This window comes from Pseudomonas sp. MF6396 (assembly GCF_002018915.1).
In the GTDB taxonomy this organism is placed as follows: domain Bacteria; phylum Pseudomonadota; class Gammaproteobacteria; order Pseudomonadales; family Pseudomonadaceae; genus Aquipseudomonas; species Aquipseudomonas palmensis.
This window is the reverse complement of record NZ_MVOK01000004.1, coordinates 145,499-172,147: the sequence shown is the minus strand read 5'-3', so window position 1 is coordinate 172,147 and position 26,649 is coordinate 145,499. Positions and strand designations below refer to the sequence as shown.

The window sequence follows — 26,649 nt, the reverse complement described above, 5'->3', positions numbered from 1 at the left end:
ACAGCCGCTAACGGTTGCACCCAGGCGGCGAATCCTATGCAACAACGCAAACAAGGTGCAACCAGTTTCTTCAGTCAAGTTGCACCTGGTCGGATATTTCGCATAACAACGTGTTTTTGCTCCATTTGGGAGCAAAAACCGCCGTTTACATAAGCAAATGCACCTTGAACAGCCATTTATGCTGTGGGGTTTTAGCCACCGGACGAGTTGCACTCCTCAACGCGATTATTTGGGTTGCACTAGGTTGCACCCACAAAGGCGCCCGGCTAATCTTGGCGCCAGCTTAGCCACGGCCCAGTGGCAATAATGAGGATAAGAAATGGCGACGACCACCCTTGGGGTCAAACTCGACGACCCTACCCGCGAGCGACTGAAAACGGCTGCGCAGTCCATCGACCGCACCCCGCACTGGTTGATCAAGCAGGCGATCTTCAACTACCTGGAGAAGCTCGAGGGTGGCGCCACCCTGACCGAACTCAGCGGTCAGCCCGGCAATCAGGGCGACGACGCCGGCGATGTGCAGGCCGACCACTCGCACCAGTGCTTCCTCGAGTTCGCCGAAAGCATCCTGCCGCAGTCGGTGCTGCGCGCCTCGATCACCGCCGCCTACCGTCGTCCGGAACCGGAAGTGGTGCCGATGCTGCTGGAGCAGGCACGCCTGCCCGCGCCCATGGCCGAGGCCACCCACAAGCTGGCCGCCGGCATTGCCGAAAAGCTGCGCAACCAGAAGAGCGCCAGCGGCCGCGCCGGCATCGTCCAGGGCCTGCTGCAGGAGTTCTCGCTGTCGTCCCAGGAAGGCGTGGCGCTGATGTGCCTGGCCGAAGCCCTGCTGCGCATCCCCGACAAGGGCACCCGCGATGCGCTGATCCGCGACAAGATCAGCACCGGCAACTGGCAGCCGCACCTGGGCAACAGCCCGTCGCTGTTCGTCAACGCCGCCACCTGGGGCCTGCTGCTGACCGGCAAACTGGTGTCCACGCACAACGAATCCGGCCTCACCTCCTCGCTCAGCCGCATCATCGGCAAGAGCGGCGAGCCGATGATCCGCAAGGGCGTCGACATGGCCATGCGCCTGATGGGCGAGCAGTTCGTCACCGGCGAGACCATTGCCGAAGCCCTGGCCAATGCCAGCAAGTTCGAAGCCAAGGGTTTCCGCTACTCCTACGACATGCTCGGTGAAGCCGCGCTCACCGAGCACGACGCGCAGAAATACCTGGCCTCCTACGAGCAGGCCATCCACGCCATCGGCCAGGCCTCCCATGGCCGCGGCATCTATGAAGGCCCTGGCATCTCGATCAAGCTCTCGGCCCTGCACCCGCGCTACAGCCGCGCCCAGTACGAGCGCGTGATGGACGAGCTGTACCCGCGCCTGCTGTCGCTGACCCTGCTGGCCAAGCAGTACGACATCGGCCTGAACATCGACGCCGAAGAGGCCGACCGCCTGGAGCTGTCGCTGGACCTGCTCGAACGCCTGTGCTTCGAGCCGCAGTTGAGCGGCTGGAACGGCATCGGCTTCGTGATCCAGGCCTACCAGAAGCGCTGCCCTTACGTGATCGACTACGTCATCGACCTGGCACGCCGCAGCCGTCACCGCCTGATGATCCGCCTGGTAAAGGGCGCGTACTGGGACAGCGAGATCAAGCGCGCCCAGGTCGAAGGCCTGGAAGGCTACCCGGTGTACACCCGCAAGGTGTACACCGACGTCTCCTACATCGCCTGCGCCCGCAAGCTGCTGTCGGTGCCCGAAGCCATCTACCCGCAGTTCGCCACCCACAACGCCCACACCCTGTCGGCCATCTACCATATCGCCGGGCAGAACTACTACCCAGGCCAGTACGAGTTCCAGTGCCTGCACGGCATGGGCGAGCCGCTGTACGAACAGGTGGTGGGCAAGGTGGCCGACGGCAAGCTGAACCGTCCGTGCCGCGTGTACGCCCCGGTCGGCACCCACGAAACGCTGCTGGCCTACCTGGTGCGTCGCCTGCTGGAAAACGGCGCCAACACCTCGTTCGTCAACCGCATCGCCGACCAGTCGATCTCGATCCAGGAACTGGTGGCCGACCCGGTCGCGACCATCGAGCGCATGGCCACCCAGGAAGGCGGCTTCGGCCTGCCGCACCCGCGCATCCCGTTGCCGCGTGACCTGTACGGTGCCGAGCGCGCCAACTCCAGCGGCATCGACATGGCCAACGAACACCGTCTGGCCTCGCTGTCGTGCGCCCTGCTGGCCACCGCGCACAACGACTGGAAGGCCGAGCCGATGCTCGGTTGCGCGTCCAGCGACGAAGCTGCCGCACCGGTGCTGAACCCGTCCGACCACCGTGACGTGGTCGGCCACGTGCAGGAAGCCACCGTCGAGGACGCCGACAACGCCATCCAGTGCGCACTCAACGCCGCACCGATCTGGCAGGCCACCCCGCCGGCCGAGCGTGCCGCGATCCTGGAACGTGCCGCCGACCTGATGGAAGGCGAGATCCAGCCGCTGATGGGCCTGCTGGCCCGCGAAGCCGGCAAGACCTACGCCAACGCCATCGCCGAGGTGCGCGAAGCGGTCGACTTCCTGCGCTACTACGCGGTGCAGGCACGCAACGACTTCAGCAACGACGCCCACCGCCCGCTGGGCCCGGTGGTGTGCATCAGCCCGTGGAACTTCCCGCTGGCGATCTTCAGTGGCCAGGTGGCTGCAGCGCTCGCTGCCGGCAACCCGGTACTGGCCAAGCCTGCCGAGCAGACCCCGCTGGTGGCCGCCCAGGCCGTGCGCCTGCTGCTCGAGGCCGGCATCCCGCAAGGCGTGGTGCAACTGCTGCCGGGCCGTGGCGAGACCGTCGGTGCGCGCCTGGTAGGCGATGACCGGGTCAAGGGCGTGATGTTCACCGGTTCCACCGAAGTGGCGCGCCTGCTGCAACGCAACATTGCCGGCCGCCTGGACAGCCAGGGCCGTCCGATCCCGCTGATCGCCGAAACCGGTGGCCAGAACGCGATGATCGTCGACTCCTCGGCGCTGACCGAGCAGGTGGTCATCGACGTGGTCTCCTCGGCCTTCGACAGCGCCGGCCAGCGTTGCTCGGCCCTGCGCGTGCTGTGCCTGCAGGAAGACTCGGCCGACCGCGTGATCGAGATGCTCAAGGGCGCCATGGCCGAAAGCCGCCTGGGCAACCCGGAGCGCCTGAGCGTGGACATCGGCCCGGTGATCGACGCCGAGGCCAAGGCTGGCATCGAAAAACACATCCAGGGCATGCGCGACAAGGGTCGCAACGTGTATCAGGTGGCCATTGCCGACGGTGAAGAGATCAAGCGCGGCACCTTCGTGATGCCGACCCTGATCGAGCTGGAAAGCTTCGATGAACTGCAGCGTGAGATCTTCGGCCCCGTCCTGCACGTGGTGCGCTACAACCGCAAGCACCTCGACCAGCTGATCGAGCAGATCAATGCATCCGGCTACGGCCTGACCCTGGGCGTGCACACCCGCATCGACGAGACCATCGCCAAGGTGATCGACAACGTCCATGCCGGCAACGTCTACGTCAACCGCAACATCGTCGGCGCCGTGGTCGGCGTGCAGCCGTTCGGTGGTGAAGGCCTGTCGGGTACCGGCCCCAAGGCCGGTGGCCCGCTGTACCTGTACCGTTTGCTGTCCACGCGCCCGGCCGATGCCATCGAGCAGTCGTTCCAGCGCAGCGACGCCGGTACTGCCCCGGACGTGCGTCTGCGCGAGCAGTTGCTCAAGCCGCTGCAATCGCTCAAGGCGTGGGCCGGCAGCAACCAGCAGGCCGAACTGGCGCAGCTGTGCGAGCAGTTCGCGCAACAGTCGCAGAGCGGCGTCACCCGCCTGCTCAACGGCCCGACCGGCGAGCGCAACAGCTACACCATCCTGCCGCGCGAGCACGTGCTGTGCCTGGCCGAGTCGGAGGCTGATCTGCTGACTCAACTGGCAGCGGTACTGGCGGTGGGCAGCTCGGCAGTGTTCGTCGACGGCGAGCCGGGCAAGGCCTTGCGTGGGCGCTTGCCGAAGGATGTGCAGGCGCGCATCAAGCTGGTGAGCGACTGGGCCAAGGACGAGGTGGTGTTCGACGCGGTGCTGCATCACGGCCATTCGGACCAGCTGCGCGCAGTATGCGAGCAGGTGGCCAAGCGTGCCGGTGCGATCGTGGGTGTGCAAGGCTTGTCGTCGGGTGAAACCGCGATTGCGCTGGAGCGCCTGGTGATCGAGCGTGCGTTGAGCGTGAACACCGCCGCGGCGGGCGGCAATGCCAGCCTGATGACCATCGGCTAACCACCGAGGCGTTGCCAATCGCGGGTCAGGCCCGCCCCCACAGGATCGATGCAGATTCTTGTGTGGGCCGGCCTGGCCCGCGATTTTTTTTGCGGACACACACCTGACAACGGTTCTGACCCCTCATCACCCCCACCTATTAACCTGTCCACCTCCCGCCCGCATGCCTAGACTCGGCCCCATCCCCACCAAGGTATGGCCGCCATGTCCGACACCCTGCTCAGCGCCCGCAACCTGGCCTTCGAACTCTACGAAGTGCTCGACGCCGAGGCCCTCACCCAACGCCCACGCTTCGCCGAGCACAGCCGCGAAACCTTCGACGCCGCGCTGCACACCGCTCGCACCCTGGCCGAAAAATACTTCGCCCCGCACAACCGCAAGGGCGACGAGCACGAGCCACGCTTCGAGAACGGCCAGGCCATCCTGATCCCCGAGGTCAAACCTGCCGTCGACGCCTTCCTCGACGCCGGATTTCTCAACGCCAACCGCGACTTCGAGGCCGGCGGCATGCAGTTGCCCACCCTGCTCTCGCAAGCCTGCTTCGCCCACTTTCAGGCCGCCAACGCCGGCACCACTGCCTACCCGTTCCTGACCATGGGCGCCGCCAACCTGATCGAGAACTTCGGCACCGACGAGCAAAAGCGCCTGTTCCTGCAACCGATGATCGAGGGCCGCTTCTTCGGCACCATGGCCCTCACCGAACCCCACGCCGGCAGCTCGCTGGCCGATATCCGCACCCGCGCCGAACCCGCCGCCGACGGCAGCTTCCGCCTAAAGGGCAACAAGATCTTCATCTCCGGGGGCGATCACACGCTGTCCGAGAACATCGTGCACCTGGTGCTGGCCAAACTCCCCGACGCACCACCCGGGGTAAAGGGCATTTCGCTGTTCATCGTGCCCAAGTTCCTGGTCAACCCGGACGCCAGCCTGGGCCAGCGCAACGATGTGGTACTGGCCGGCCTGTTCCACAAGATGGGCTGGCGCGGCACCACCTCCACCGCACTCAACTTCGGCGACAACGGCCAGTGCGTCGGCTACCTGATCGGCCAGCCGCACCAGGGCCTGGCCTGCATGTTCCAGATGATGAACGAGGCGCGCATCGGCGTGGGCATGGGCGCGGTGATGCTCGGCTACGCCGGCTACCTGTACTCGCTGGACTACGCCCGCCAGCGCCCGCAAGGCCGCCTGCCCGACAACAAGAACCCCTCCACCGCCGCCGTGCCGATCATCCAGCACAGCGATGTGAAACGCATGCTGCTGACCCAGAAGGCCTACGTCGAAGGTGCCTTCGACCTGGGCCTGTACGCCGCCCGGCTGTTCGACGACAGCCATACCGCCGCCACCGAAGACGAGCGCCAGCAGGCCCAGCAACTGCTCGACCTGCTGACCCCGATCGTCAAGTCGTGGCCGTCCGAATTCTGCCTCAAGGCCAATGAGCTGGCGATCCAGATCCTCGGTGGACACGGCTACACCCGCGATTACCCGGTAGAGCAGTACTACCGCGACAACCGCCTGAACCCGATCCACGAAGGCACCCACGGCATCCAGTCACTCGACCTGCTCGGGCGCAAGCTGGCCCAGCACGGTGGCGCCGGCCTCAAGCAACTGGTACGCCTGATCGCCGGCACCTGCGCCCAGGCCCATGCCTACACCCGCCTGGACCCGTTGCGCGAGCCGCTGGAACAACTGCTCAGCCGCCTGCAGCACGTGACCCTGGGCCTGCTTGGCGAGTTGTCCACAGGCCAGGTCAACAGCGCCCTGGCCAACTCGGCGCTGTACCTCAAGGCCTTCGGTCACTGCGTGATCGGCTGGCGCTGGCTGGAGCAGGCGATTCGCGCCGAACAGGGCCTGGCCCGCGGCAACCCGGCCGATACCGGGTTCTATCGGGGCAAGTTGCAGGCCGCACGGTTTTTCCTCACCTGGGAAGTACCGGCCTGCCATAATGACCTCGCATTGCTCGAGGCCCGCGACGATACCTGCCCGGGCATGCACGAGGAGTGGTTCTGAGGGGGAACCACCGTCACCCGGAGGTTCGCGCATGTTCGATTTCACCGCGCCGCTGCGCCAGCGTTTCGCTGGCCTGAACAGCGGCGCCAAGTTTTTCTCCCTGCGCTATGTGCAGGAAGCCCACCAGCACCTGTCGGTGCGCAAGAACATCGCCGAACCACCCAGCCTGACCCGCGACCAGGGCGCGATGCTCACCGTGCGCGTCAACGGCGTGGAGGCCTACGCGGCCACCGCCGACCTGTCCCAGGCCGGCCTGCAACGCGCCCTCGACCAGGCCGAGGCGCTGGCCCGCCAGATCGCCCGCCACGCCCTGCTCGACCTGCGCGAGCAACCGGTGTCCAGCGCCCGCGCCGACTACTGCTCGCCCAACCTCAACAGCACCTTCCCGGCCCTGGCCGACTGCTATGAACTGCTGGCCCGCGAATCGGCCAGCGTGCCGGGCGATTCGCGCCTGGTGAACTGGCAGGCCAGCCTGGGCCTGAGCACGGTCGAGCAGATCTACCTCAACAGTGCCGGCGCCGAACTGCGCCAGGCGCAACGCTTCGTGTTCCCCGGCATGAGTGTCACCGCCTTCGACGGCAGCGACAGCCAGAGCCGCAGCCTGGGCCGCGAGAACTTCGGCCAGCAGGGCGGCGTGGATGTGATCGAGCGCTGCGGCCTGCTCGGTGCCGGGGCCCAGGTGGCCGACCAGGCCCTGCAACTGCTGCTGGCGCCCAATACCCCGAGCGGGGTACGCGACCTGCTGCTGATGCCCGACCAGATGATGCTGCAGATCCACGAGTCCATCGGCCACCCGCTGGAGATGGACCGCATCCTGGGCGACGAGCGCAACTACGCCGGCACCAGTTTCATCAAGGCCCAGGACTTCGGCCACCTGCAGTACGGCTCGGCACTGCTCAACGTGACCTTCGACCCGGCCATCCCCGAAGAGCTGGCCAGCTACGCGCACGATGACGACGGCACCCCGGCCCACAAGCAGTTCCTGATTCGCGAGGGTGTACTGGTGCGCCCGCTGGGAGGTGCGCTGTCACAGTTCCGCTCGGGCCTGGACGGCGTGGCCAACAGCCGCGCCTGCGGCTGGAACCGCGCACCGATCGACCGTATGGCCAACCTCAACATCGAGCCGGGCGACAAGTCCCTGGCGCAACTGATCGGCGGCATCGAGCACGGCATCCTGATGCGCACCAACCGCTCGTGGTCCATCGACGATGCGCGCAACAAGTTCCAGTTCGGCTGCGAATGGGGCCAGTTGATCGAGCACGGCGAACTCAAGGGCGTGGTCAAGAACCCCAACTACCGCGGTATTTCCGCCGGTTTCTGGCGCAACCTCAGCGCCGTGGGCGACGCCAGTACCTTCCAGGTGCTCGGCACGCCCAACTGCGGCAAGGGCGAACCCAACCAGGTGGTGCGCGTGGGCCATGCCTCGCCGGCCTGCGTGTTCAGCCAGATCGACGTATTCGGAGGAGACGCCTGATGGCTGCCAGCCCTTTGCACAACTTCCAGGACCTGGTCGCATGGCTGCGCGACAACGTGCGCGCCCCCGAACAGTTCACCCTGAGCTACAGCGCCGAGCAGTCGCAATTCATACGATTCAACCATGCCAGGGTGCGCCAGGCCGGCGACGTGCAACAGGCCGGTGCGAGCCTGAAGCTGATTGCCGACGGTCGCCAGGCCGACCTGCACCTGACCCTCAGCGGCGAGCCGGCGCTGGACCGCGAGCGCCTGCACCAGGCGCTGGCCGAGCTGCGCCAGATCCTGCCGCTGATCCCTGCCGACCCGTACCTGTTGCTCAACGATAGTGCCTGGCACAGCCATCAGGTACAGGACGGCCCGCTGCCGGATACCGCACGGGTGCTCGAGCAGATCGAACACGGCGCCGGCGCGCTGGACCTGGTGGGCATCTATGCCGCCGGGCCGATCAGTCGCGGCTTTGCCAGTTCGTTCGGCGCCTCTGGCTGGCATCAGGCCAACAGCTTCAATTTCGACTTCAGCCTGTTCCACGCCAACGGCCAGGCGGTGAAGGCCAACTACGCCGGGCAGGTGTGGGACAATGCCGCGTTCGCCCGGCGCCTGGCCCAGGCCCGCGAGCAGCTGGAGTACCTGGGTCGTCCACTCAAGACCCTCGCCCCCGGCCAGTACCGCGCCTACCTGGCACCGGCAGCGATGGACGAGATCATGGGCATGCTGTGCTGGGGCGGTTTTTCGGCGCAGGCCATCGCCAGCAAGGACAGCCCGCTGCAACGCCTGTATGCCGGCGATGCGGCATTGAGCCCGCTGGTGAACATCACCGAACAGGTCAGCGGCTCGCTGAGCCCGGCGTTCTCCGGCGAAGGCTACCCACGCAGCGACGTGCAGCTGGTGGACGCAGGGCAGGCGCGCGAACAGCTGACCAATGCGCGCAGCGCCGCCGAGTTCGAGCAGGTCGCCAATGGCGCCGAGGCCCACGAGTGGCCGAGCGCCTTGAGCCTGGCCGCCGGCGAGCTGGCGCTGGATGAGGTGCTCGCCAGGCTGGGTACGGGGCTGTACATCAGCAACCTGTGGTACCTGAACTACTCCGACCTGCCGGCGGCGCGCATGACCGGGCTGACGCGCTTTGCGACATTCTGGGTCGAGGACGGTCAGATCCAGGCGCCGGTCAGCACCATGCGCTTCGACGACAGCGTATACAGCCTGCTCGGCTCGCAGCTGGAGGCGCTCACGACCGAGCGCGAGCTGATCCTGTCGACCAGCACCTACGGACAGCGCCAGACCAGTTCGAGTCATTTGCCGGGGGCGCTGGTCAAACGCCTGACGCTGACATTGTGATGCCACCATCGCGGGTCAAGCCCGCTCCCACAGGGATCACCGCCGCCCCTGTGGGAGCTGCGGTTCGACGCTTCGACTTGCCCGCGAAGGGGCCCTCAAGGACATAGAGCATGCCCAACCGCACCCCGCTGGACCCCGTCACCGCCCGCTGGATTCCCTGGGTAGTGGCCATCGCCTTCTTCATGCAGTCGCTGGACGGCACCATCCTCAACACCGCGCTGCCGGCCATGGCCCGCGACCTGGCGGAAAACCCGCTGCGCATGCAGTCGGTGATCATCGCCTACATGCTCACCGTGGCCCTGCTGATCCCGGCCTCTGGCTGGATCGCCGACCGCTTCGGCACCAAGCGCATCTTCTTCAGCGCGATCCTGCTGTTCAGCATCGGCTCGCTGCTGTGTGCACTGTCCAACAGCCTCGGCATGCTGGTCGGCGCCCGCGTGATCCAGGGCCTGGGCGGCGCGCTGATGCTGCCGGTGGGGCGCCTGGTGGTGCTGCGCGCCTACCCGCGCACCGAACTGGTGCGCATCATGAGCTTCATCACCATCCCCGGCCTGCTCGGCCCGCTGCTGGGCCCGACCATGGGCGGCTGGCTGGTGGAGTACCTGAGCTGGCACTGGATCTTCCTGCTCAACCTGCCGGTCGGCGCGCTGGGCTGCTACGCGGTGTGGAAGTTCATCCCCGACCTGCGCGGCTCCGAGCGCACACGCTTCGACGGCGTGGGCTTTGTGCTGTTCGGCGCCGCGATGGTGCTGATCACCATCGCCATGGAGGGCCTGGGCGAGCTGCACCTGCCGCACCTGCGCGTGATGCTGCTGCTGTTCGCCGGCATGGCGTGCCTGGCCGCCTACTGGCTGCGCGCCGGCAGCATCGACAACCCGCTGTTCTCGCCCCGGCTGTTTCGCACCCGTACCTTCTCGGTGGGCATCCTCGGCAACCTGTTTGCCCGCCTGGGCAGCGGCGCACTGCCGTTTCTGGTGCCGCTGCTGCTGCAGGTGGCGCTGGGCTATTCGCCGTCCCAGGCCGGCATGAGCATGATCCCGCTGGCCGCCTCGGCGATGGTCGCCAAGTCCATCGCCCGGCCGCTGATCGAGCGCCTGGGCTACCGCACCATCCTCACCGGCAACACCCTGCTGCTGGGCGTGCTGCTGTGCAGCCTGGGGCTGGTCAACGAACACACCCCGTATGCCCTGCTGCTGGTGCAACTGGGGCTGCTGGGGGCGGTGAACTCGCTGCAGTTCACGGCGATGAACACCGTGACCCTGATCGACCTGGACGACGCCAGCGCCAGCAGCGGCAACAGCCTGCTGTCGGTGGTGGCGCAGCTCTCGCTGAGCCTGGGTGTGGCCTGCGCCGGCGCACTGCTGGGCGGCTTTACCGGCGCCGGCAGCGGCGATGGGGTGGAGACCACGCTGGGCGCGTTCCAGCTGACCTTCCTGACCATCGGCCTGATGTCGATGCTGGCGGCAGCGATCTTCATGCAGCTGTCCAGGGCGGACGGAAGGCGTGCCCGTCGTCCGGAACCGGAGATCGAGGCTTAGGGCTAATGGCCACGAGGCTGGTACACTGCGCGACATTTTGTTTTGCAGGCCCGCCTCGTGACCACCATTGCCACCGAATTTGCCACCTTGCCGCTGTCCGCCGCCATGCTGGCCAACCTGGACGCCCTCGGCTACGCCCAGATGACCCCGATCCAGGCCCAGAGCCTACCGGTGATCCTCAAGGGCATGGACCTGATCGCCCAGGCCAAGACCGGCAGCGGCAAGACTGCCGCGTTCGGCATCGGCCTGCTCAACCCGATCAACCCGCGCTACTTCGGCTGCCAGGCCCTGGTGCTGTGCCCCACCCGCGAGCTGGCCGACCAGGTGGCCAAGGAGCTGCGCCGTCTGGCCCGCTCCGAAGACAACATCAAGATCCTGACCCTGTGCGGCGGCGTGTCCCTGGGCCCGCAGATCGCCTCGCTGGAACACGGCGCGCACATCATCGTGGGCACCCCGGGCCGCGTGCAGCAGCACCTGCGCAAGGGCACCCTGGTGCTCGACGGGCTCAACACCCTGGTGCTCGACGAAGCCGACCGCATGCTCGACATGGGCTTCTACGACGCCATCGCCGACATCCTCGGGCAAACCCCGGAGCGTCGCCAGACCCTGCTGTTCTCGGCCACCTACCCGGCCGGCATCAAGCAGCTGTCGGCCGCATTCATGCGCAACCCGCAGCAGGTCAAGGCCGAGTCGCTGCATGCCGACACGCAGATCGAGCAGCGCTTCTACGAGATCTCGCCCGAGCAGCGCATGGACGCGGTGACTACCCTGCTGGCGCACTTTCGTCCGCAGTCGTGCGTGGCGTTCTGCTTCACCAAGCAGCAGTGCCAGGAAGTGGTCGATCACCTCAAGGCCAAGGGCATCGCCGCCGAGTCGCTGCATGGCGACCTGGAGCAGCGCGACCGTGACCAGGTGCTGACCCTGTTCGCCAACCGCAGCACCTCGGTGCTGGTGGCCACCGACGTGGCCGCGCGCGGGCTGGATATCGACGCGCTGGACATGGTCATCAACGTGGAGCTGGCGCGGGACTCGGAAATTCACGTGCACCGCGTGGGCCGCACCGGGCGTGCCGGCGAGAAGGGCCTGGCGGCGAGCCTGGTGGCCCCGTCCGAAGCGCACCGCGCCCAGGCCATCGAGCAGCTGCAGAAGGCGCCCCTGCGCTGGGAGCAGATCGACAGCCTCAAACCCCAGGCCGGCGGCCCGCTGGTGCCGACCATGAGCACGCTGTGCATCGGTGCCGGGCGCAAGGACAAGCTGCGGCCGGGCGACATCCTGGGTGCGCTGACCGGTGATGCCGGCATCCCGGGCACCCAGGTGGGCAAGATCGCGATCTTCGATTTCCAGGCCTTCGTGGCGGTGGAACGCGGCGTGGCCAAGCAGGCGCTGCAGCGGCTCAACAGCGGCAAGATCAAGGGGCGCTCGCTGCGGGTTCGCATCGTCTGAGGTCTTCGTCGCCCTTCAGGGCCCCTTCGCCGGCAAGGCCGGCTCCTACGGGGTTGTGTAGGAGCCGGCCTTGCCGGCGAATGCGTCACCACCATTCTTGAGGATTTTGCAGTGCGTTCCACCGAAGTGATCATCATCGGCGCTGGCGCCGCCGGCCTGATGTGCGCCATCCACGCCGCCAACCGCGGCCGCCAGGTGCTGCTGCTGGACCATGCCAACAAGCCCGGCAAGAAGATCCTGATGTCCGGTGGCGGGCGCTGCAACTTCACCAACCTGTACACCGAGCCGGCCAACTTCCTCTCGCACAACCCGCACTTCTGCAAGTCGGCCCTGGCCCGCTACACCCAGTGGGACTTCATCGAGATGGTCGGCAAGCACGCCGTGCCCTATCACGAGAAAAAACTCGGCCAGCTGTTCTGCGACAACAAGTCCAGCGACATCCTCGACATGCTGCTCAGCGAGCTTCAGAGCGCCGGCGCCGAGCTGCGCATGGACACGCGCATCGAGCAGATCGAAAAGCTCGAGCATGGCTACCTGCTCGAAACCAGCATGGGCACGCTGCAATGCCAGTCGCTGGTGATCGCCACCGGCGGCCTGTCGATCCCGACCCTGGGCGCCACCGGTTTCGGCTACCAGGTGGCCCGCCAGTTCGGCCACACCCTGCTGCCGACCCGCGCCGGGCTGGTGCCCTTCACCATCACCGAGCCGCAGCTCAAGGCCATGTGCACCGAGCTGTCGGGCACCTCGGTGGACTGCGTGGCCAGCTGCAACGGCACCAGCTTTCGCGAGAACCTGCTGTTCACCCACCGCGGCCTCAGCGGCCCGGCGATCCTGCAGGTGTCGTCGTTCTGGCACAGCGGCGACAGCGTCGAGATCAACCTGCTGCCCGAGCATGACGCCCTCGCCTGGCTGCAACAGCAACAGGCCGAACGCCCCAACAGCGAACTCAAGACCCTGCTTGGCGAGGTCTTCACCAAGAAGATGGCCAACCTGCTGGCCGAGCACTGGTTCGTGTCCCGGCCGATGAAGCAGTACACCCCGGCCGAACTGGCCGAGGTCGCCGACAAACTGGCGGCCTGGCAGGTGGTGCCGGCCGGCACCGAGGGCTACCGCACCGCCCCAGTCACCCTGGGCGGGGTCGACACCCGCGAAGTGTCGTCCAAGACCCTGGAGTCGCTGAAAAGCCCCGGCCTGTATTGCGTGGGCGAAGTGCTGGACGTCAGCGGGCACCTGGGCGGGTTCAATTTCCAGTGGGCCTGGGCATCGGCCTACGCGGCCGCGCAGTTCGTCTAACCTTCGCGTTAGAATCGCGCATCACGGAACAAATTTTGCTGGTACGTGACCACGGTGACAGTTCGCTGCCACCGTGACCGGCTCAATTTCGATCATCGCCAAGCAGGCCTGCCGCCCTATCATGTCATCGTCTTCCTTGCGTCACTCGCTGCGTCGTTTGTGGGCCCTGGACAAGTTCAGCTACAGCATCCGGGTATTGATCGCGCTGACCGGCAGCATGGCGCTGTGCTGGTACCAGGACGAGATGGGGCTGCTGATCCCGCTGTTCCTGGGCATCATCGCCAGCGCCCTGGCCGAGACCGACGACAGCTGGCAGGGCCGGCTCAACGCCCTGGCCGTGACCCTGGTGTGCTTCACCGTCGCTGCGCTGTCGGTGGAGCTGCTGTTCCCCTACCCGATCCTCTTCGGCTGCGCCCTGGCGCTGGCGGCGTTCGCGCTGACCATGCTCGGCGCGCTGGGCGAGCGCTACGGCGCCATCGCCTCGGCCACACTGATCCTGTCGGTGTACACCATGATCGGCGTGGACCAGCGCGGCGGCCAGGTCACCGACTTCTGGCACGAGCCCTTGCTGCTGGTGGCAGGCGCCGCCTGGTACGGATTGCTGTCGGTGCTGTGGCAGGCGCTGTTCTCCAACCAGCCGGTGCAGCAGAGCCTGGCGCGGCTGTTTCGCGAACTGGGCCGCTACCTCAAGCTCAAGGCCACCCTGTTCGAGCCCATCCGCCAGCTGGACGTGGAGGCCCGCCGCCTGGAACTGGCCCAGCAGAACGGCAAGGTGGTGGCCGCCCTCAACGCCGCCAAGGAAATCATCCTGCACCGCGTGGGCAATGGCCGCCCCGGCTCCAAGGTGAGCCGCTACCTGAAGCTGTACTTTCTGGCCCAGGACATCCACGAGCGCGCCAGTTCCTCGCACTACCCCTACAACGCGCTCACCGAGGCGTTCTTCCACAGCGACGTGCTGTTTCGCTGCCAGCGTTTGCTGCGCCAGCAGGGCAAGGCGTGCGTGCAATTGTCCGAGTCGATCCAGCTGCGCCAGCCGTTCGTCTACGACACCAGCTTCGCCGCCGCACTGGAAGACCTGCACGCCTCGCTCGAGCACCTGCGCATCCAGAGCAACCCGGCCTGGCGTGGCCTGCTGCGCTCGCTGCGGGCGCTGGCGGCGAACCTGGCAACCCTCGACCGCCTGCTCGGCGATGCCAGCAACCCCGACAACCTGGCCGACAACAGCGACTCGAGCCTGCTCGACCGTTCGCCACGCAGCCTCAAGGATGTGTGGAGCCGCCTGCGCCAGCACCTCACGCCGACCTCGCTGATCTTTCGCCACGCCCTGCGCCTGCCGCTGGCGCTGTCGATCGGCTACGGCATGGTGCACCTGATCCACCCCACCCAGGGCTACTGGATCATCCTCACCACGCTGTTCGTGTGCCAGCCCAGCTATGGCGCCACCCGGCGCAAGCTGGTGCAGCGGATCATCGGCACCGCCATCGGCCTGACCGTGGGCTGGGCGCTGTTCGACCTGTTCCCCAGCGCGATCATCCAGTCGCTGTTCGCGGTGGCCGCCGGGGTGGTGTTCTTCGTCAACCGCACCACCCGCTACACCCTGGCCACGGCGGCGATCACGCTGATGGTGCTGTTCTGCTTCAACCAGATCGGCGACGGCTACGGCCTGTTCCTGCCGCGCCTGTTCGACACCCTGGTGGGCAGCCTGATCGCGATCCTGGCGGTGTTCCTGTTCCTGCCCGACTGGCAGGGCCGTCGGTTGAACAAGGTGCTGGCCAACACCCTGAGCTGCAACAGCACCTACCTGCGCCAGATCATGCAGCAGTACGCCCAGGGCAAGAGCGACGACCTGGCCTACCGCCTGGCCCGGCGCAACGCGCACAACGCCGACGCGGCGCTGTCGACCACGCTGGCCAACATGCTCATGGAGCCGGGGCATTTTCGCAAAGAGGCCGACGTGGGCTTTCGCTTCCTGGTGCTCTCGCACACCCTGCTCAGCTACCTCTCCGGGCTGGGTGCACACCGTGACAGCGCACTGGCACCCGAGGCCCACGAGCAGTTGATCGACGGCGCGGGTGCCAGCCTGGCCGCCAGCCTCGACGAAATTGCCACTGGCCTTGCCAGCAAGACCCCGGTGGCGATCCACAGCGACGCCGAGGAAGCCCTGGCGGCGAGCCTTGAGCAGATGCCCGAGGAAATGGACGAGAACCAGCGCCTGGTGCAGACCCAGCTGGCACTGATCTGCCGCCAGCTGGGCCCGCTGCGCACCCTGGCCGCGCACCTGATCAAGGACACCCCGGCCTGACTACAGGCCGTAGTCCTTGAGCAACCGGGCATAGCTGCCATCGGCCTTCATGGCGGCGATGGCCTTGTCGAAGCCGGCCACGATCTGGGCATGCTGCGGATGCCTGAGGCTGACCAGGATGTGCAGGCTGTTCTCGCTCACCGGCTTGCCGAAGAACTGCACGCGGTTGCGCACGTTCGCGCTTTCACGCTGCAGGTAGTAGCGCGCCACGTATTCGTCCTCAAGGGTCAGGCGCACCCGCCCGGCAGCCAGCATGCCCACCGCCACCGAAAAGTCGCGCACCGGCACCTTCTGCAGACGCCCGTCATTGTCGAATTCGGCCGCATAGGCATAGTCGCGCACCACCGCGATGGCGTGCGGGTAGAGATCGCTCAGGGTATCGAAACGCAGCACGTCGCCCTTGCGCTTGAGCAGCCGCACGCGGTTGCTCAGGTAGCCTTGGGAGAAGGCCCCGATGCGGGTACGCGCATCGCTCTGCCAGGCGTTGATCAGCACATCGTAGCGGCCCTCGCCGATGCCCAGCAGCGCGCGCGCCCACGGCGCCTGCTCGAACTCGCTGGCAAACCCGGCACGCTCCAGGGCGGTGGTGACAAGGGCGGTGGCCAGCCCGCCCCTGGGTAGGCGGGCGTCGGTGAAGGGGGGCCAGGCATCGGCCACCAGCCGCAGTTTTTCGGCCTGGGCCGACTGGGCACAGAGCAGCAATCCAAGCAAACCCAAGGCTCGAAGCAGTGGCCGCATGCTCAAATCCCTTAGCGGATCGGGTCCGCGTTCTTGTTGAATGGCATGAGATTTCTGTTGGCGCAAAGCTAGGCTGCACGGCCAGATTACACAAAGATTCCGGTATCGGGCAGTGCCAGGTGATAGCTAATTGCCTCTATTTTTGCCGATTCCGCGCCGACTTGATCCATGGCAATTCGCGACCTTCGCCCTGAGGTGCTCGGCGTGGTTATGATCGGGGCATTACACAGGAGAGAAACGCGATGAGCATCGACTGGATCTGCAAGCATCACACCGACCTTGGCAAGCAACAGCTGTACGCGCTGCTGACGCTGCGCATCGAGGTGTTCGTGGTGGAGCAGAAATGCCCGTACCTGGAAATCGATGGCCAGGACCTGGAGGGCGACACCTGCCACCTGATGGCCTGGCGCGATGGCGAGCTGGTGGCGTACCTGCGCCTGCTGGACCCCGAGTCACAGGGCGGCGACGTGGTGATCGGGCGGGTGGTGATTGCGCCGTCGGCGCGGGGCGAGGGGCTGGGGCATGCACTGATGGTGCAGGGGCTGGCGCAGGCCGAGAAGCACTGGCCAGGGGTGCCGGTGTACCTGTCCGCACAGGCGCACCTGCAGGCCTACTATGCGCGGCACGGGTTCGAGGTGGCCGGGGAGGCGTATCTGGAGGATGGCATCCCGCACATCGGCATGCGCCGGGGCTAGACGCTTCGCCGGCAAGGCCGGCTCCTACAGGGGTAGGTGCAGGGGCCGGGCTTGCCGGCGGAGGGGCTTCAGGGGTAGCCCAGCACCTGGCGGATACTGCGCAGATGCTGGGTGATCCACTGCTTGTCGATCGCGCCCCAGTCACGTATCCGGTAATGCCCGGCATGGTTGCGCGCACCTTCCTGCTGCTCGAACTCGCACACGATGTCCAGGTCGGCCAGCGCCGCGATGGTGTCCTGCGCCGTGCGCCGCGGCATGCCGGTGGCCTCCATCAGCGCCGGCACGCTGCTGGCGGTACGGCTGTCGATCAGCCACGCCACGTACAGGCGACGATAGAAACTGGTCTTGGTCTTGCTCACTTCCATTGGCAATTCCCTTTCGCTCACTGGGCGCCGGACAGGTCGCGCCAGGTCAGGTAGATGCGCAGGTCGAACTCCAGTTGATGGTAGCCCGGCTGCATGTATTCGCAGAGTTGGTAGAACGCCTTGTTGTGGTCGCTCTCCTTGAGGTGCGCCAGTTCGTGCACCACGATCATCTTCAGAAACTGCGGCGCCGCGTCCTTGAACAGCGAGGCGATGCGGATTTCCTTCTTGGCCTTGAGCTTGCCGCCCTGCACGCGCGATACCGCGGTGTGCAGGCCCAGCGCACGGTGGGTGAGATCGAGGCGATTGTCGAACAGCACCTTGTCCAGGTTCGGCGCATTGCGCAGGTGTTCCTGCTTCAGGGCCTGGGCATAGGCATACAGCGCCTTGTCGCTCTGTACCGCATGGCGCTCGGGGTAGCGCTGGCGCAGGTAGTCACCCAGACGGTTCTGGGCAATCATCTGGCGCACCTGGTCTTGCAGGGCAGGCGGATAGGCTTGCAGGTACTTGAGTACGGTCATGGGCACGGGGCATTGCAGGCAAAGGCGTCAGTGTACTCAATTCCCCGGCCGCCTCGTTGCGCCAGTCGAAAAAAGCCGGGAAATCACCGGCGCGCTGCGCCGTCAGGGGCCGTGCCACCAGAAAGCCCTGGGCATAGGCGCAACCGTTTGCCTGCAGCCACTGCGCCTGCTCCCGCGTCTCGACGCCCTCGGCCACCACACACACGCCATAGTCGCGGCACAGGCCGATGACACTGCGGACCAGCGCCGCGTCCGCCGCCGAACCGGGCAGGCGCGCCACCAGGTGCCGGTCGAGCTTGAGCGTGTCGATGGGCAGGTCGCGCAGCAGGCGCAGCGAGCACTCTCCGGCGCCGAAATCGTCCAGCGCCACTCGCACGCCCAGCTCGCGCAGCCTGCGCAACTGACGCAGCGCGATGTCGAGGTTGGCGGCCAGCGAGGTTTCCGCCACCTCCACCTCAAGCTGGGCCGGGCGCAGGCCATGGCTGGCGATCACCCGCCCCAGTTCCTCGACCAGGTTGGGCATGGCGAACTGCACGCGGCTGAGGCTGATGCTCAGCACCAGGTCCGGCTCGAACCGCGCCTCCCAGGCGCGCCGCTGCGCCGCACCCTGGGTGTAGATCCAGCTGGCCAGCCGCGAGACCAGCCTGGCCTCCTCCAGCAACGGCAGGAACAACCCCGGCGGCACATCGCCGACACTGGGGTGCTGCCAGCGCAACAACGCCTCGAACCCGCGCAGGCGACCATCGGCAAACGCCACCTGCGGCTGATACACCAGGCTGAAGTCGTGCCGCTCGATCGCATCACGCACACTGTCTTCGAGCATCAGGCGCGAGCGAGCACGACCGTTGAGCTCCTGGTCGTAGTAGCGGTACTGCTGGCGGCCGGCCTGCTTGGCGGCATACATGGCCGCGTCCGCCGCACGCAGCAGGCCGTCCAGGTGCGGCCCGCAATCGGAGTAGGTGGCGATGCCGATGCTCACGCCAAGCGTCACCTCCAGGCCGTCGATCTGCTGGCAGATGGACATGCGCTCGATCAGCTTTTCGGCAAAGCGCGCCGCCTGCTCCGGGTATTCCAGGGTATCGAGCAAGGCCGTGAACTCGTCGCCGCCCATGCGCCCGAGGATCGCGTAGGCGCCCAGGCATTCCTTGAGCTGTTCGCCCACCCAGTGCAGCACGCGGTCGCCGGCTGCATGGCCGAGCGAGTCGTTGATCCGTTTGAAACCGTCAAGGTCCATGTACATCAGGGCCTGGGCCTTGTCGGAATGCTCGCTGCGCAGCAGCGCAGCTTCGGCGGCCTGGCAGAACCCGCGGCGGTTGAGCAGCCCGGTCAGCGGGTCGGTAACAGCCTGGAACTCCAGTTGCTGGTGCAGGTTGCGCACCACCGACATGTCCAGCACCGTCACCACCATCGCCCGCTGTTCGCCGGGCAGCGCCGCGCACGACAACGCCACCGGCAGCGGCAACCCGGAGGCGGTAAGCAGCACGGCGTCGTGCAGGCGGTAGATGTCGCGCTCCTGGTAGGCCTGGTAGAACGCCGAGTCGCGCCACCGGGTCGGCACGGGCGACTGCACGAAGCCCAGCAGGTCTGCGCCCTGCAATTGCTCCACCGGGGCCTGGAGCAGGCGCGAGATGGCCGGGTTGGCAAAGCGGATGCGACCGTCCTCGGCCACCACCAGGATGCCTTCGGCGGCGTTGTCCAGCACCGAGGCGTTGAATGCGCGCTCGGCCTCCAGGTCGCGGCTCAGGCGCTGCAAGGCACGCCGGTTGCGCTGCTGGTCGAGCAGGGCCTGGACCTTGGGCTTGAGAATGTGCGGGTCGAATGGCTTGAACAGGTAGTCCACCGCGCCACTGGCATAGCCCTTGAGCACGGCCGCCTGGGACTGTTCGTTGGCGGTCAGGAAGATGATCGGGGTCAGGCAGGTGCGCTGGCTGCCGCGCATCAGGCGCGCGACTTCGAAGCCGTCCATACCGGGCATCTGCACATCCAGCAGCACCAGGTCCACCTCATGCTCGAGCAGCGTGCTCAGGGCTTCGGTACCGGAGCTTGCGGTCAGCACACGCCAGTCCTCACGTGCAAGCAAGGCTTGCAGGCTGATCAGGTTTTCCGGGTAGTCATCGACGATCAGTAAAACCGAACCGCTGTCGTGAGTGTGAGGGTGCGCGCAATCCATGCTGCTTCTCTTGTGTAACGACGCCAGATTCCGGATGGAACTTGAGGCTTTACTCTAGACCTGGCTGAAACAAATCTGAAGTCAGCACATTGGCATCATCGGTATAAACAAAGTGTTGCCCGACTAACGGTCTGTCGCGTTGGGCCAGATCCGGTGTCCGTGGCGGCCCCGCAGCCGAAAACCCCTGGTTCCGGCCGGTGAAGCAGGCAGCACGGGCATAAAAAAACCCGCATCGCTGCGGGTTTTTCGTACAACCAACCAGGCTTAGTTGACCTTGGCGGCCAGCTCGCCCTTGGCATAGCGCTGGAACATCGCTTCGAGGGAGATCGGCTTGATCTTCGAGGCGTTGCCGGCGGTGCCGAAGGCTTCGTAGCGGGCGATGCACACGTCGCGCATGGCCTTGACGGTTTCACCGAAGAACTTGCGCGGGTCGAACTCGCTCGGGTTGGTGGCCATCAGGCGGCGCATGGCACCGGTGGACGCCAGGCGCAGGTCGGTGTCGATGTTGACCTTGCGCACGCCGTACTTGATGCCTTCGACGATTTCTTCAACCGGTACGCCGTAGGTTTCCTTGATGTCGCCACCGTACTGGTTGATGATCGCCAGCCACTCCTGCGGCACCGAAGACGAACCGTGCATCACCAGGTGAGTGTTGGGGATGCGCTTGTGGATCTCCTTGATGCGGTCGATCGCCAGCACGTCGCCGGTAGGCGGCTTGGTGAACTTGTAGGCGCCGTGGCTGGTGCCGATGGCAATGGCCAGGGCATCGACCTGGGTACGCTTGACGAAATCGGCAGCTTCTTCAGGGTCGGTCAGCATCTGGCTGTGATCCAGCACGCCTTCGGCGCCGATGCCGTCTTCTTCACCGGCCATGCCGGTTTCCAGCGAACCCAGGCAGCCCAGCTCGCCCTCTACCGAAACGCCGCAGGCGTGGGCCATGGCCACGGTCTGCTGGGTGACACGCACGTTGTAGTCGTAGTCGGTCGGGGTCTTGCCGTCTTCGCCCAGGGAGCCGTCCATCATCACCGAGCTGAAGCCCAGCTGGATCGAACGCTGGCACACGTCAGGGCTGGTGCCGTGGTCCTGGTGCATGCACACCGGGATGTGCGGGAATTCTTCGATCGCCGCCAGGATCAGGTGGCGCAGGAACGGCGCACCGGCGTATTTGCGGGCACCGGCCGAGGCCTGGACAATCACCGGGGAGTCGGTCTTGTCGGCGGCTTCCATGATGGCGCGCATTTGCTCGAGGTTGTTGACGTTGAAAGCCGGAACGCCGTAGCCGAACTCGGCGGCGTGGTCCAGCATCTGGCGCATGCTAATGAGTGCCATTGTGTATCTCTCTCCCGACAAGCGTCGTTTTTCGTGCAAGCCTGCCGCAGCGGCGGTTGCTATTCAAGTAGTGTGGGCCGACAGCGGTCGGCCCGGCCAGTCACGGTGCCTTGCAGCCCCGCCCTATCAAATCGTTGGTCGCTACCCAGTACACCAGGCCTTCATCGCCCTTGGTGTGCAGGGCCAGCACGCCATCGCTGTACAGCGCACCCGATGCACCGGGCTCCGGCTTGAGCCGGTAGACCTGATCGCCGCCACCAAGGCGTACATCCACCTCTTCCTGGCTGGCATCGGCAAACCGCCACAGCACCTCGGCCTGACTGTCACAGACCCAGCGGGTCCAGTTGTCGGTCGGGGCCGGGGTTGGCTTGAGGCTTGCGCAACCTGCCATCAGAACCAGGGCCATCAGGGCTACAACGCTTTTCATCGAATATCCTCTAGAAGACCACGAACCGGCCAACAGGTTGCCTCGAACCGATCAAGGGCAACCCGGGGCCTGGCGCTGGTGTTCCTCGTCATACTTCTCCAGCCCGTCCGGGCCGAGCCTCTTGTTGATCACCGGCACGGTCTCTGCCTGCCACTGCGACTGGTAGCAACCGCCCTTCGGCTTGCCGGGGGCATCCGCCGCAGGCTCCGGGCTGCCAGCGCAGGCGCTGAGCAGACCGGCCAGGATAAACACAGGCAACCGCTTGACCATCAGGCCACACTCCCTTTGCCAGGCTGAGCGAGTCAGGCCTTGGCCCGTTGTTCCAGCACGTCCACCGCCGGCAGCACCTTGCCCTCGACGAACTCGAGGAATGCACCGCCACCGGTAGAAATGTAGGAGATCTGGCTGGCCACGCCATACTTGTCGATGGCCGCCAGGGTGTCGCCACCGCCGGCAATCGAGAACGCGGCGCTGTCGGCGATGGCCTTGGCCAGGGTCCTGGTGCCGTTGCCGAACTGGTCGAACTCGAACACGCCCACCGGGCCGTTCCACAGGATGGTCTTGGACGACTTCAGCAGCTCGGCGAACTGTTCGGCGGTCTGCGGGCCGATGTCCAGGATCATGTCGTCCTCGGCCACCTCGCCCACCAGCTTGACGGTAGCCGTGGCGCTTTCGGCAAATTCCTTGGCCACCACCACGTCCACCGGCAGCGGCACGTTGACCTTGGCCGCGATGGCCTTGGCGGTGTCGATCAGGTCGGCTTCGTACAGCGACTTGCCCACCGGGTGGCCGGCAGCGGCCAGGAAGGTGTTGGCGATGCCGCCACCGACGATCAGCAGGTCGCACACCTGGCTCAGGCTGTTGAGCACGTCCAGCTTGGTCGATACCTTGGAACCGGCGACGATGGCGGCCATCGGCTTGGCCGGGGCCTTCAGGGCCTTGCCCAGTGCATCCAGCTCGGCGGCCAGCAGCGGGCCGGCAGCGGCGACCTTGGCGAACTTGGCCACGCCGTGGGTCGAGCCCTCGGCACGGTGGGCGGTACCGAAGGCGTCCATCACGAACACGTCGCACAGGGCGGCGTATTGCTGGGCCAGTTCGTCGGCGTTCTTTTTCTCGCCCTTGTTGAAGCGCACGTTCTCGAACAGCACGATGTCGCCCGCCTTCACGTCCACGCCGCCCAGGTAGTCGGCCACCAGCGGCACCTCACGGCCCAGCGCCTTGCTCAGGTAGTCGGCCACCGGCTTGAGGCTGTTCTCGGCCGAGAACTCGCCTTCGGTCGGGCGCCCCAGGTGCGAGCAGACCATCACGGCCGCGCCCTTCTCCAGGGCCAGCTTGATGGTCGGCAGCGAGGCCAGGATGCGCGCGTCGCTGCTGACCACACCGTCCTTCACAGGCACGTTGAGGTCTTCGCGGATCAGTACGCGCTTACCTTGCAGATCGAGGTCGGTCATCTTCAAAACGGTCATGAATGCAGTCCTTCAGGGCTGTTTGCGAGTGGTGCTGGTTGAGTCCACGACGCGCAGAAAATGTTCGGCGACGTCGAGCATGCGGTTGGCGAACCCCCATTCGTTGTCGAACCAGGCCAGCAGGTTCACCAGGCGGGGGCCGCAAACGCGGGTCTGGCTGGCATCGACGATGGCCGAATGTGGGTCATGGTTGAAATCACAGCTGGCGTGGGGCAGTTCGGTGTAGGCCAGCAACCCCTTGAGCGGGCCACTCAGGGCCGCTTCACGCAGCACCTGGTTGACTTCGGCCGCGGTGGTATCGCGGGCGGTCTGCAGGGTGATGTCCAGGCACGACACGTTCACCGTCGGCACGCGTACCGCTTTGGCCTGGATTCGCCCGGCAAGTTCCGGCAGCAGGCGTTCGATACCCCGCGCGAGCCCGGTGGACACCGGAATCACCGACTGGAACGCCGAACGGGTGCGGCGCAGGTCTTCGTGGTGGTAGGCATCGATCACCGGCTGGTCGTTCATTGCCGAGTGGATGGTGGTGATCTGTACGTACTCGATGCCGAAGGCCTGGTCGAGCACACGCAGCAGCGGCACGCCGCAGTTGGTGGTGCAGGAGGCGTTGGACACCAGCCGTTCGCCGCCTTCAAGGCAATCCTGGTTGATGCCGTAGACAACGGTGGCGTCGACATCGGCCTCGCTGGCCATCGGCTGGGAAAACAGCACCCGTGGTGCGCCGGCGTCGAGGAAACGCTGGCCGTCGGCGCGGGTGTTGTAGGCCCCGGAGCATTCGAGCACCAGGTCGACGTCGAGCGCGGCCCAGTCGATGCCTTCGGGGGTGGCGCTGCGCAGTACTTTGACGCAGTCGCCATTGATATGCAGACAATCGCCGTCGACCCTGACCTCACCGGGAAAGCGCCCGTGGGTGGAGTCGAAGCGTGTCAGGTATTCGAGGCTGGCCTGATCGGCCAGGTCATTCAGTGCAACGATCTCGAAGCCCGCGCTGGCCCCCCGTTCAAAGAGTGCGCGCAGGACGCAACGACCGATGCGGCCGTAGCCGTTGAGTGCAACTTTGTAGGGACGCGGTTGGGGCATGGGATGCTCACGGAACAGAATGTTATCTGCAACCTGCAGGAACCGAGTCGCGGCAATCGCGGGTCAAGCCCGCTCCCACAAGGACACTCGTGATCCCTGTGGGAGCGGGCTTGACCCGCGATGGGTTCAACGCCGCTCCAACTGGTTTTATCAGTCTTCCAGCAGCTCTTCAGCCGTACCCAGGATGTTTTCCAGGGTGAAGCCGAACTCTTCGAACAGTGCCGAAGCCGGCGCCGACTCACCGTAGGTGGTCATGCCGATGACGCGGCCTTCCAGGCCCACGTACTTGTACCAGAAGTCGGCGTGGGCAGCTTCGATGGCAATCCGCGCGCCCACCTGCAGTGGCAGAACCGACTGCTTGTAGCTGGCGTCCTGGGCATCGAACACGCTGGTGCATGGCATCGATACCACGCGCACCTTGCGGCCCTGCTCGGTCAGCTTGTCGAACGCCTGCACCGCCAGGCCCACTTCGGAACCGGTGGCGATCAGGATCAGCTCAGGCTCGCCTGCGCAGTCCTTGAGCACGTAGCCACCACGGCTGATGTCGGCGATCTGGCCGGCGTCGCGGGTTTGGTGCTGCAGGTTCTGACGCGAGAAGATCAGCGCCGAAGGGCCGTCCTTGCGCTCCAGGGCGTGCTTCCAGCTCACGGCCGATTCGACCGCGTCGGCCGGACGCCAGGTGTCCAGGTTCGGCGTGGTACGCAGGCTGGTCAGCTGCTCGATCGGCTGGTGAGTCGGGCCGTCTTCGCCCAGGCCGATGGAGTCGTGGGTGTAGACGTGGATCACGCGCTGTTTCATCAGGGCCGACATGCGCACGGCATTGCGGGCGTATTCCATGAACATCAGGAAGGTCGCGCCGTAAGGCACCAGGCCGCCGTGCAGGGCAACGCCGTTCATGATGGCGGTCATGCCGAACTCGCGCACGCCGTAGTACATGTAGTTGCCGCTGGCATCTTCGGCGCTGACGCCCTTGCAACCTTTCCACAGGGTCAGGTTGGAGCCGGCGAGGTCCGCCGAGCCACCGAGGAACTCCGGCAGCAGCGGGCCGAAGGCGTTCAGGGTGTTCTGGCTGGCCTTGCGGCTGGCGATGCTTTCACCCTTGGCGTCCACTTCGGCGATGTAGGCGGCAGCCTTCTCGGCGAAGTCGGCTGGCAGTTCGCCGCTCAGGCGACGCTTGAGTTCGCTGGCCAGCTCAGGGAAGGCTGCGGCGTAGGCAGCAAAGCGCTGGTCCCAGGCGGCTTCGGCGGCGGCGCCGGCCTGCTTGGCATCCCACTCGGCATAGATGTCGGCCGGGATTTCGAACGGGCCGTGGTTCCAGTTCAGGGCCTGGCGGGTCAGGGCGATTTCGGCATCGCCCAGTGGCGCGCCGTGGCAGTCTTCCTTGCCGCCCTTGTTCGGCGAACCGAAGCCGATGGTGGTCTTGCAGCAGATCAGGGTCGGCTGCGCGCTCTTGCGCGCGGTCTCGATGGCGGTCTTGATCTCTTCAGGGTCGTGACCGTCGACATTGCGGATCACCTGCCAGTGGTAGGCTTCGAAACGCTTCGGCGTGTCGTCGGTGAACCAGCCTTCGACTTCGCCGTCGATGGAGATGCCGTTGTCGTCGTAGAAGGCGATCAGCTTGCCCAGGCCCAGGGTACCGGCCAGTGCAGCAACTTCGTGGGAAATGCCTTCCATCATGCAGCCATCACCCAGGAACACATAGGTGTGGTGGTCGACGACGTCGTGGCCTGGACGGTTGAACTGGGCGCCCAGCACTTTTTCGGCCAGGGCAAAGCCCACGGCGTTGGCCAGACCCTGGCCCAGCGGGCCGGTGGTGGTCTCGACGCCTGGGGTGTAGCCGAATTCCGGGTGGCCCGGGGTGCGGCTGTGCAGTTGACGGAACGCCTTGAGGTCGTCGATCGACAGGTCGTAGCCGGTCAGGTGCAGCAGCGAGTAGATCAGCATCGAGCCGTGGCCGTTGGACAGCACGAAGCGGTCACGGTCGGCGAAGTGCGGGTTGCTCGGGTTGTGCTTCAAGAAGTCACGCCAAAGAACCTCGGCGATATCCGCCATGCCCATCGGGGCACCGGGATGGCCGCTGTTGGCTTTTTGCACGGCATCCATGCTGAGGGCACGAATGGCGTTGGCACGCTCACGACGGCTGGGCATCGCTTGTCTCCTGGGGGGCTTGAATATTAACGAACGGAAAAAGGCGGCCATT

The 26,649-nt window shown here is 66.0% G+C and carries 18 protein-coding genes and 1 pseudogene; 9 read left to right on the top strand and 10 right to left on the bottom strand.

The window, feature by feature from the left end:
• Positions 1 to 319: 319 nt before the first annotated feature.
• The 8 genes from putA (at position 320) to yccS (ending at position 15,661) form a co-directional block, all read left to right on the top strand.
• A complete protein-coding gene (gene putA, locus MF6396_RS05600) occupies positions 320 to 4,273 on the top strand; it encodes a trifunctional transcriptional regulator/proline dehydrogenase/L-glutamate gamma-semialdehyde dehydrogenase (RefSeq protein ID WP_078479857.1) in 3,954 nt (1,317 codons plus the stop codon).
• 204 nt (positions 4,274 to 4,477) lie between these two features.
• Positions 4,478 to 6,280: an acyl-CoA dehydrogenase gene (locus MF6396_RS05595; protein WP_058541619.1), complete on the top strand. Its 1,803-nt coding sequence runs from the start codon at positions 4,478 to 4,480 to the stop codon at positions 6,278 to 6,280.
• A 31-nt stretch (positions 6,281 to 6,311) separates the two neighbouring features.
• Positions 6,312 to 7,754: a TldD/PmbA family protein gene (locus MF6396_RS05590; RefSeq protein WP_078479856.1), complete on the top strand. Its 1,443-nt coding sequence runs from the start codon at positions 6,312 to 6,314 to the stop codon at positions 7,752 to 7,754.
• Positions 7,754 to 9,085 (top strand): TldD/PmbA family protein, encoded by a 1,332-nt coding sequence (locus MF6396_RS05585; RefSeq protein WP_054915755.1) that lies wholly within the window; start codon positions 7,754 to 7,756, stop codon positions 9,083 to 9,085. Before MF6396_RS05590 ends, MF6396_RS05585 begins: the two co-directional genes overlap by 1 nt.
• 110 nt (positions 9,086 to 9,195) lie before the next feature.
• Positions 9,196 to 10,623: a multidrug transporter subunit MdtD gene (gene mdtD, locus MF6396_RS05580; protein ID WP_043863589.1), complete on the top strand. Its 1,428-nt coding sequence runs from the start codon at positions 9,196 to 9,198 to the stop codon at positions 10,621 to 10,623.
• A gap of 105 nt (positions 10,624 to 10,728) precedes the next feature.
• Positions 10,729 to 12,066 carry an ATP-dependent RNA helicase DbpA gene (dbpA, locus tag MF6396_RS05575; protein WP_229589801.1) on the top strand — a complete coding sequence of 446 codons (1,338 nt, stop codon included), beginning with the start codon at positions 10,729 to 10,731 and terminating at the stop codon, positions 12,064 to 12,066.
• Between the two features lie 111 nt (positions 12,067 to 12,177).
• Positions 12,178 to 13,359: an NAD(P)/FAD-dependent oxidoreductase gene (locus MF6396_RS05570; RefSeq protein WP_078479855.1), complete on the top strand. Its 1,182-nt coding sequence runs from the start codon at positions 12,178 to 12,180 to the stop codon at positions 13,357 to 13,359.
• A gap of 121 nt (positions 13,360 to 13,480) precedes the next feature.
• Entirely contained in the window at positions 13,481 to 15,661 is a 2,181-nt protein-coding gene (gene yccS / locus MF6396_RS05565) for a YccS family putative transporter (RefSeq protein WP_043863622.1), read from the top strand.
• Here the strand turns inward: yccS and MF6396_RS05560 are convergent, their stop codons facing one another.
• The gene (locus MF6396_RS05560; RefSeq protein ID WP_043863591.1) at positions 15,662 to 16,399 is read right to left on the bottom strand and encodes a substrate-binding periplasmic protein; all 738 of its coding nucleotides are present in this window, start codon (positions 16,397 to 16,399) and stop codon (positions 15,662 to 15,664) included. It abuts the gene before it with no gap.
• Between the two features lie 242 nt (positions 16,400 to 16,641).
• Between MF6396_RS05560 and MF6396_RS05555 the strand changes: the two genes are divergently transcribed.
• Positions 16,642 to 17,094, top strand: coding sequence for a GNAT family N-acetyltransferase (locus MF6396_RS05555; protein WP_043863592.1), 453 nt, complete (start codon positions 16,642 to 16,644; stop codon positions 17,092 to 17,094).
• Positions 17,095 to 17,162: 68 nt separating this feature from the next.
• Here the strand turns inward: MF6396_RS05555 and MF6396_RS05550 are convergent, their stop codons facing one another.
• The 9 genes and pseudogenes from MF6396_RS05550 to tkt form a co-directional block, all read right to left on the bottom strand.
• Positions 17,163 to 17,459, bottom strand: coding sequence for a winged helix-turn-helix domain-containing protein (locus MF6396_RS05550; protein WP_043863593.1), 297 nt, complete (start codon positions 17,457 to 17,459; stop codon positions 17,163 to 17,165).
• 17 nt (positions 17,460 to 17,476) lie between these two features.
• The gene (locus tag MF6396_RS05545; RefSeq protein ID WP_043863594.1) at positions 17,477 to 17,977 is read right to left on the bottom strand and encodes a YgjP-like metallopeptidase domain-containing protein; all 501 of its coding nucleotides are present in this window, start codon (positions 17,975 to 17,977) and stop codon (positions 17,477 to 17,479) included.
• Positions 17,978 to 18,038: 61 nt separating this feature from the next.
• Positions 18,039 to 20,147 (bottom strand): annotated as a pseudogene (locus MF6396_RS05540) (putative bifunctional diguanylate cyclase/phosphodiesterase); the annotation flags it as partial.
• Between the two features lie 264 nt (positions 20,148 to 20,411).
• Positions 20,412 to 21,476, bottom strand: a complete 1,065-nt coding sequence (gene fba, locus MF6396_RS05535) for a class II fructose-bisphosphate aldolase (protein ID WP_043863595.1) — start codon at positions 21,474 to 21,476, stop codon at positions 20,412 to 20,414.
• A 100-nt stretch (positions 21,477 to 21,576) separates the two neighbouring features.
• Positions 21,577 to 21,903, bottom strand: coding sequence for an MliC family protein (locus MF6396_RS05530; RefSeq protein WP_043863596.1), 327 nt, complete (start codon positions 21,901 to 21,903; stop codon positions 21,577 to 21,579).
• Between the two features lie 51 nt (positions 21,904 to 21,954).
• On the bottom strand, positions 21,955 to 22,173 hold the full coding sequence (locus MF6396_RS05525) for a hypothetical protein (protein WP_043863597.1): 219 nt from the start codon (positions 22,171 to 22,173) through the stop codon (positions 21,955 to 21,957).
• Between the two features lie 32 nt (positions 22,174 to 22,205).
• Positions 22,206 to 23,369, bottom strand: a complete 1,164-nt coding sequence (locus MF6396_RS05520; RefSeq protein WP_043863598.1) for a phosphoglycerate kinase — start codon at positions 23,367 to 23,369, stop codon at positions 22,206 to 22,208.
• 12 nt (positions 23,370 to 23,381) lie between these two features.
• Positions 23,382 to 24,449: an erythrose-4-phosphate dehydrogenase gene (gene epd / locus MF6396_RS05515; protein WP_043863599.1), complete on the bottom strand. Its 1,068-nt coding sequence runs from the start codon at positions 24,447 to 24,449 to the stop codon at positions 23,382 to 23,384.
• A 150-nt stretch (positions 24,450 to 24,599) separates the two neighbouring features.
• The gene (gene tkt / locus MF6396_RS05510; protein WP_043863600.1) at positions 24,600 to 26,597 is read right to left on the bottom strand and encodes a transketolase; all 1,998 of its coding nucleotides are present in this window, start codon (positions 26,595 to 26,597) and stop codon (positions 24,600 to 24,602) included.
• Positions 26,598 to 26,649 lie beyond the last annotated feature (52 nt).

What these genes read in the sequence shown, in the direction of transcription:
- putA (WP_078479857.1), top strand. Translation starts at nt 320, where the DNA reads ATGGCGACGACCACCCTTGGGGTCAAACTCGACGACCCTACCCGCGAG.
- MF6396_RS05595 (WP_058541619.1), top strand. Translation starts at nt 4,478, where the DNA reads ATGTCCGACACCCTGCTCAGCGCCCGCAACCTGGCCTTCGAACTCTAC.
- MF6396_RS05590 (WP_078479856.1), top strand. Translation starts at nt 6,312, where the DNA reads ATGTTCGATTTCACCGCGCCGCTGCGCCAGCGTTTCGCTGGCCTGAAC.
- MF6396_RS05585 (WP_054915755.1), top strand. Translation starts at nt 7,754, where the DNA reads ATGGCTGCCAGCCCTTTGCACAACTTCCAGGACCTGGTCGCATGGCTG.
- mdtD (WP_043863589.1), top strand. Translation starts at nt 9,196, where the DNA reads ATGCCCAACCGCACCCCGCTGGACCCCGTCACCGCCCGCTGGATTCCC.
- dbpA (WP_229589801.1), top strand. Translation starts at nt 10,729, where the DNA reads ATGCTGGCCAACCTGGACGCCCTCGGCTACGCCCAGATGACCCCGATC.
- yccS (WP_043863622.1), top strand. Translation starts at nt 13,481, where the DNA reads ATGTCATCGTCTTCCTTGCGTCACTCGCTGCGTCGTTTGTGGGCCCTG.
- MF6396_RS05560 (WP_043863591.1), bottom strand. Translation starts at nt 16,399, where the DNA reads ATGCGGCCACTGCTTCGAGCCTTGGGTTTGCTTGGATTGCTGCTCTGT.
- MF6396_RS05555 (WP_043863592.1), top strand. Translation starts at nt 16,642, where the DNA reads ATGAGCATCGACTGGATCTGCAAGCATCACACCGACCTTGGCAAGCAA.
- MF6396_RS05550 (WP_043863593.1), bottom strand. Translation starts at nt 17,459, where the DNA reads ATGGAAGTGAGCAAGACCAAGACCAGTTTCTATCGTCGCCTGTACGTG.
- MF6396_RS05545 (WP_043863594.1), bottom strand. Translation starts at nt 17,977, where the DNA reads ATGACCGTACTCAAGTACCTGCAAGCCTATCCGCCTGCCCTGCAAGAC.
- fba (WP_043863595.1), bottom strand. Translation starts at nt 21,476, where the DNA reads ATGGCACTCATTAGCATGCGCCAGATGCTGGACCACGCCGCCGAGTTC.
- MF6396_RS05530 (WP_043863596.1), bottom strand. Translation starts at nt 21,903, where the DNA reads ATGAAAAGCGTTGTAGCCCTGATGGCCCTGGTTCTGATGGCAGGTTGC.
- MF6396_RS05525 (WP_043863597.1), bottom strand. Translation starts at nt 22,173, where the DNA reads ATGGTCAAGCGGTTGCCTGTGTTTATCCTGGCCGGTCTGCTCAGCGCC.
- MF6396_RS05520 (WP_043863598.1), bottom strand. Translation starts at nt 23,369, where the DNA reads ATGACCGTTTTGAAGATGACCGACCTCGATCTGCAAGGTAAGCGCGTA.
- epd (WP_043863599.1), bottom strand. Translation starts at nt 24,449, where the DNA reads ATGCCCCAACCGCGTCCCTACAAAGTTGCACTCAACGGCTACGGCCGC.
- tkt (WP_043863600.1), bottom strand. Translation starts at nt 26,597, where the DNA reads ATGCCCAGCCGTCGTGAGCGTGCCAACGCCATTCGTGCCCTCAGCATG.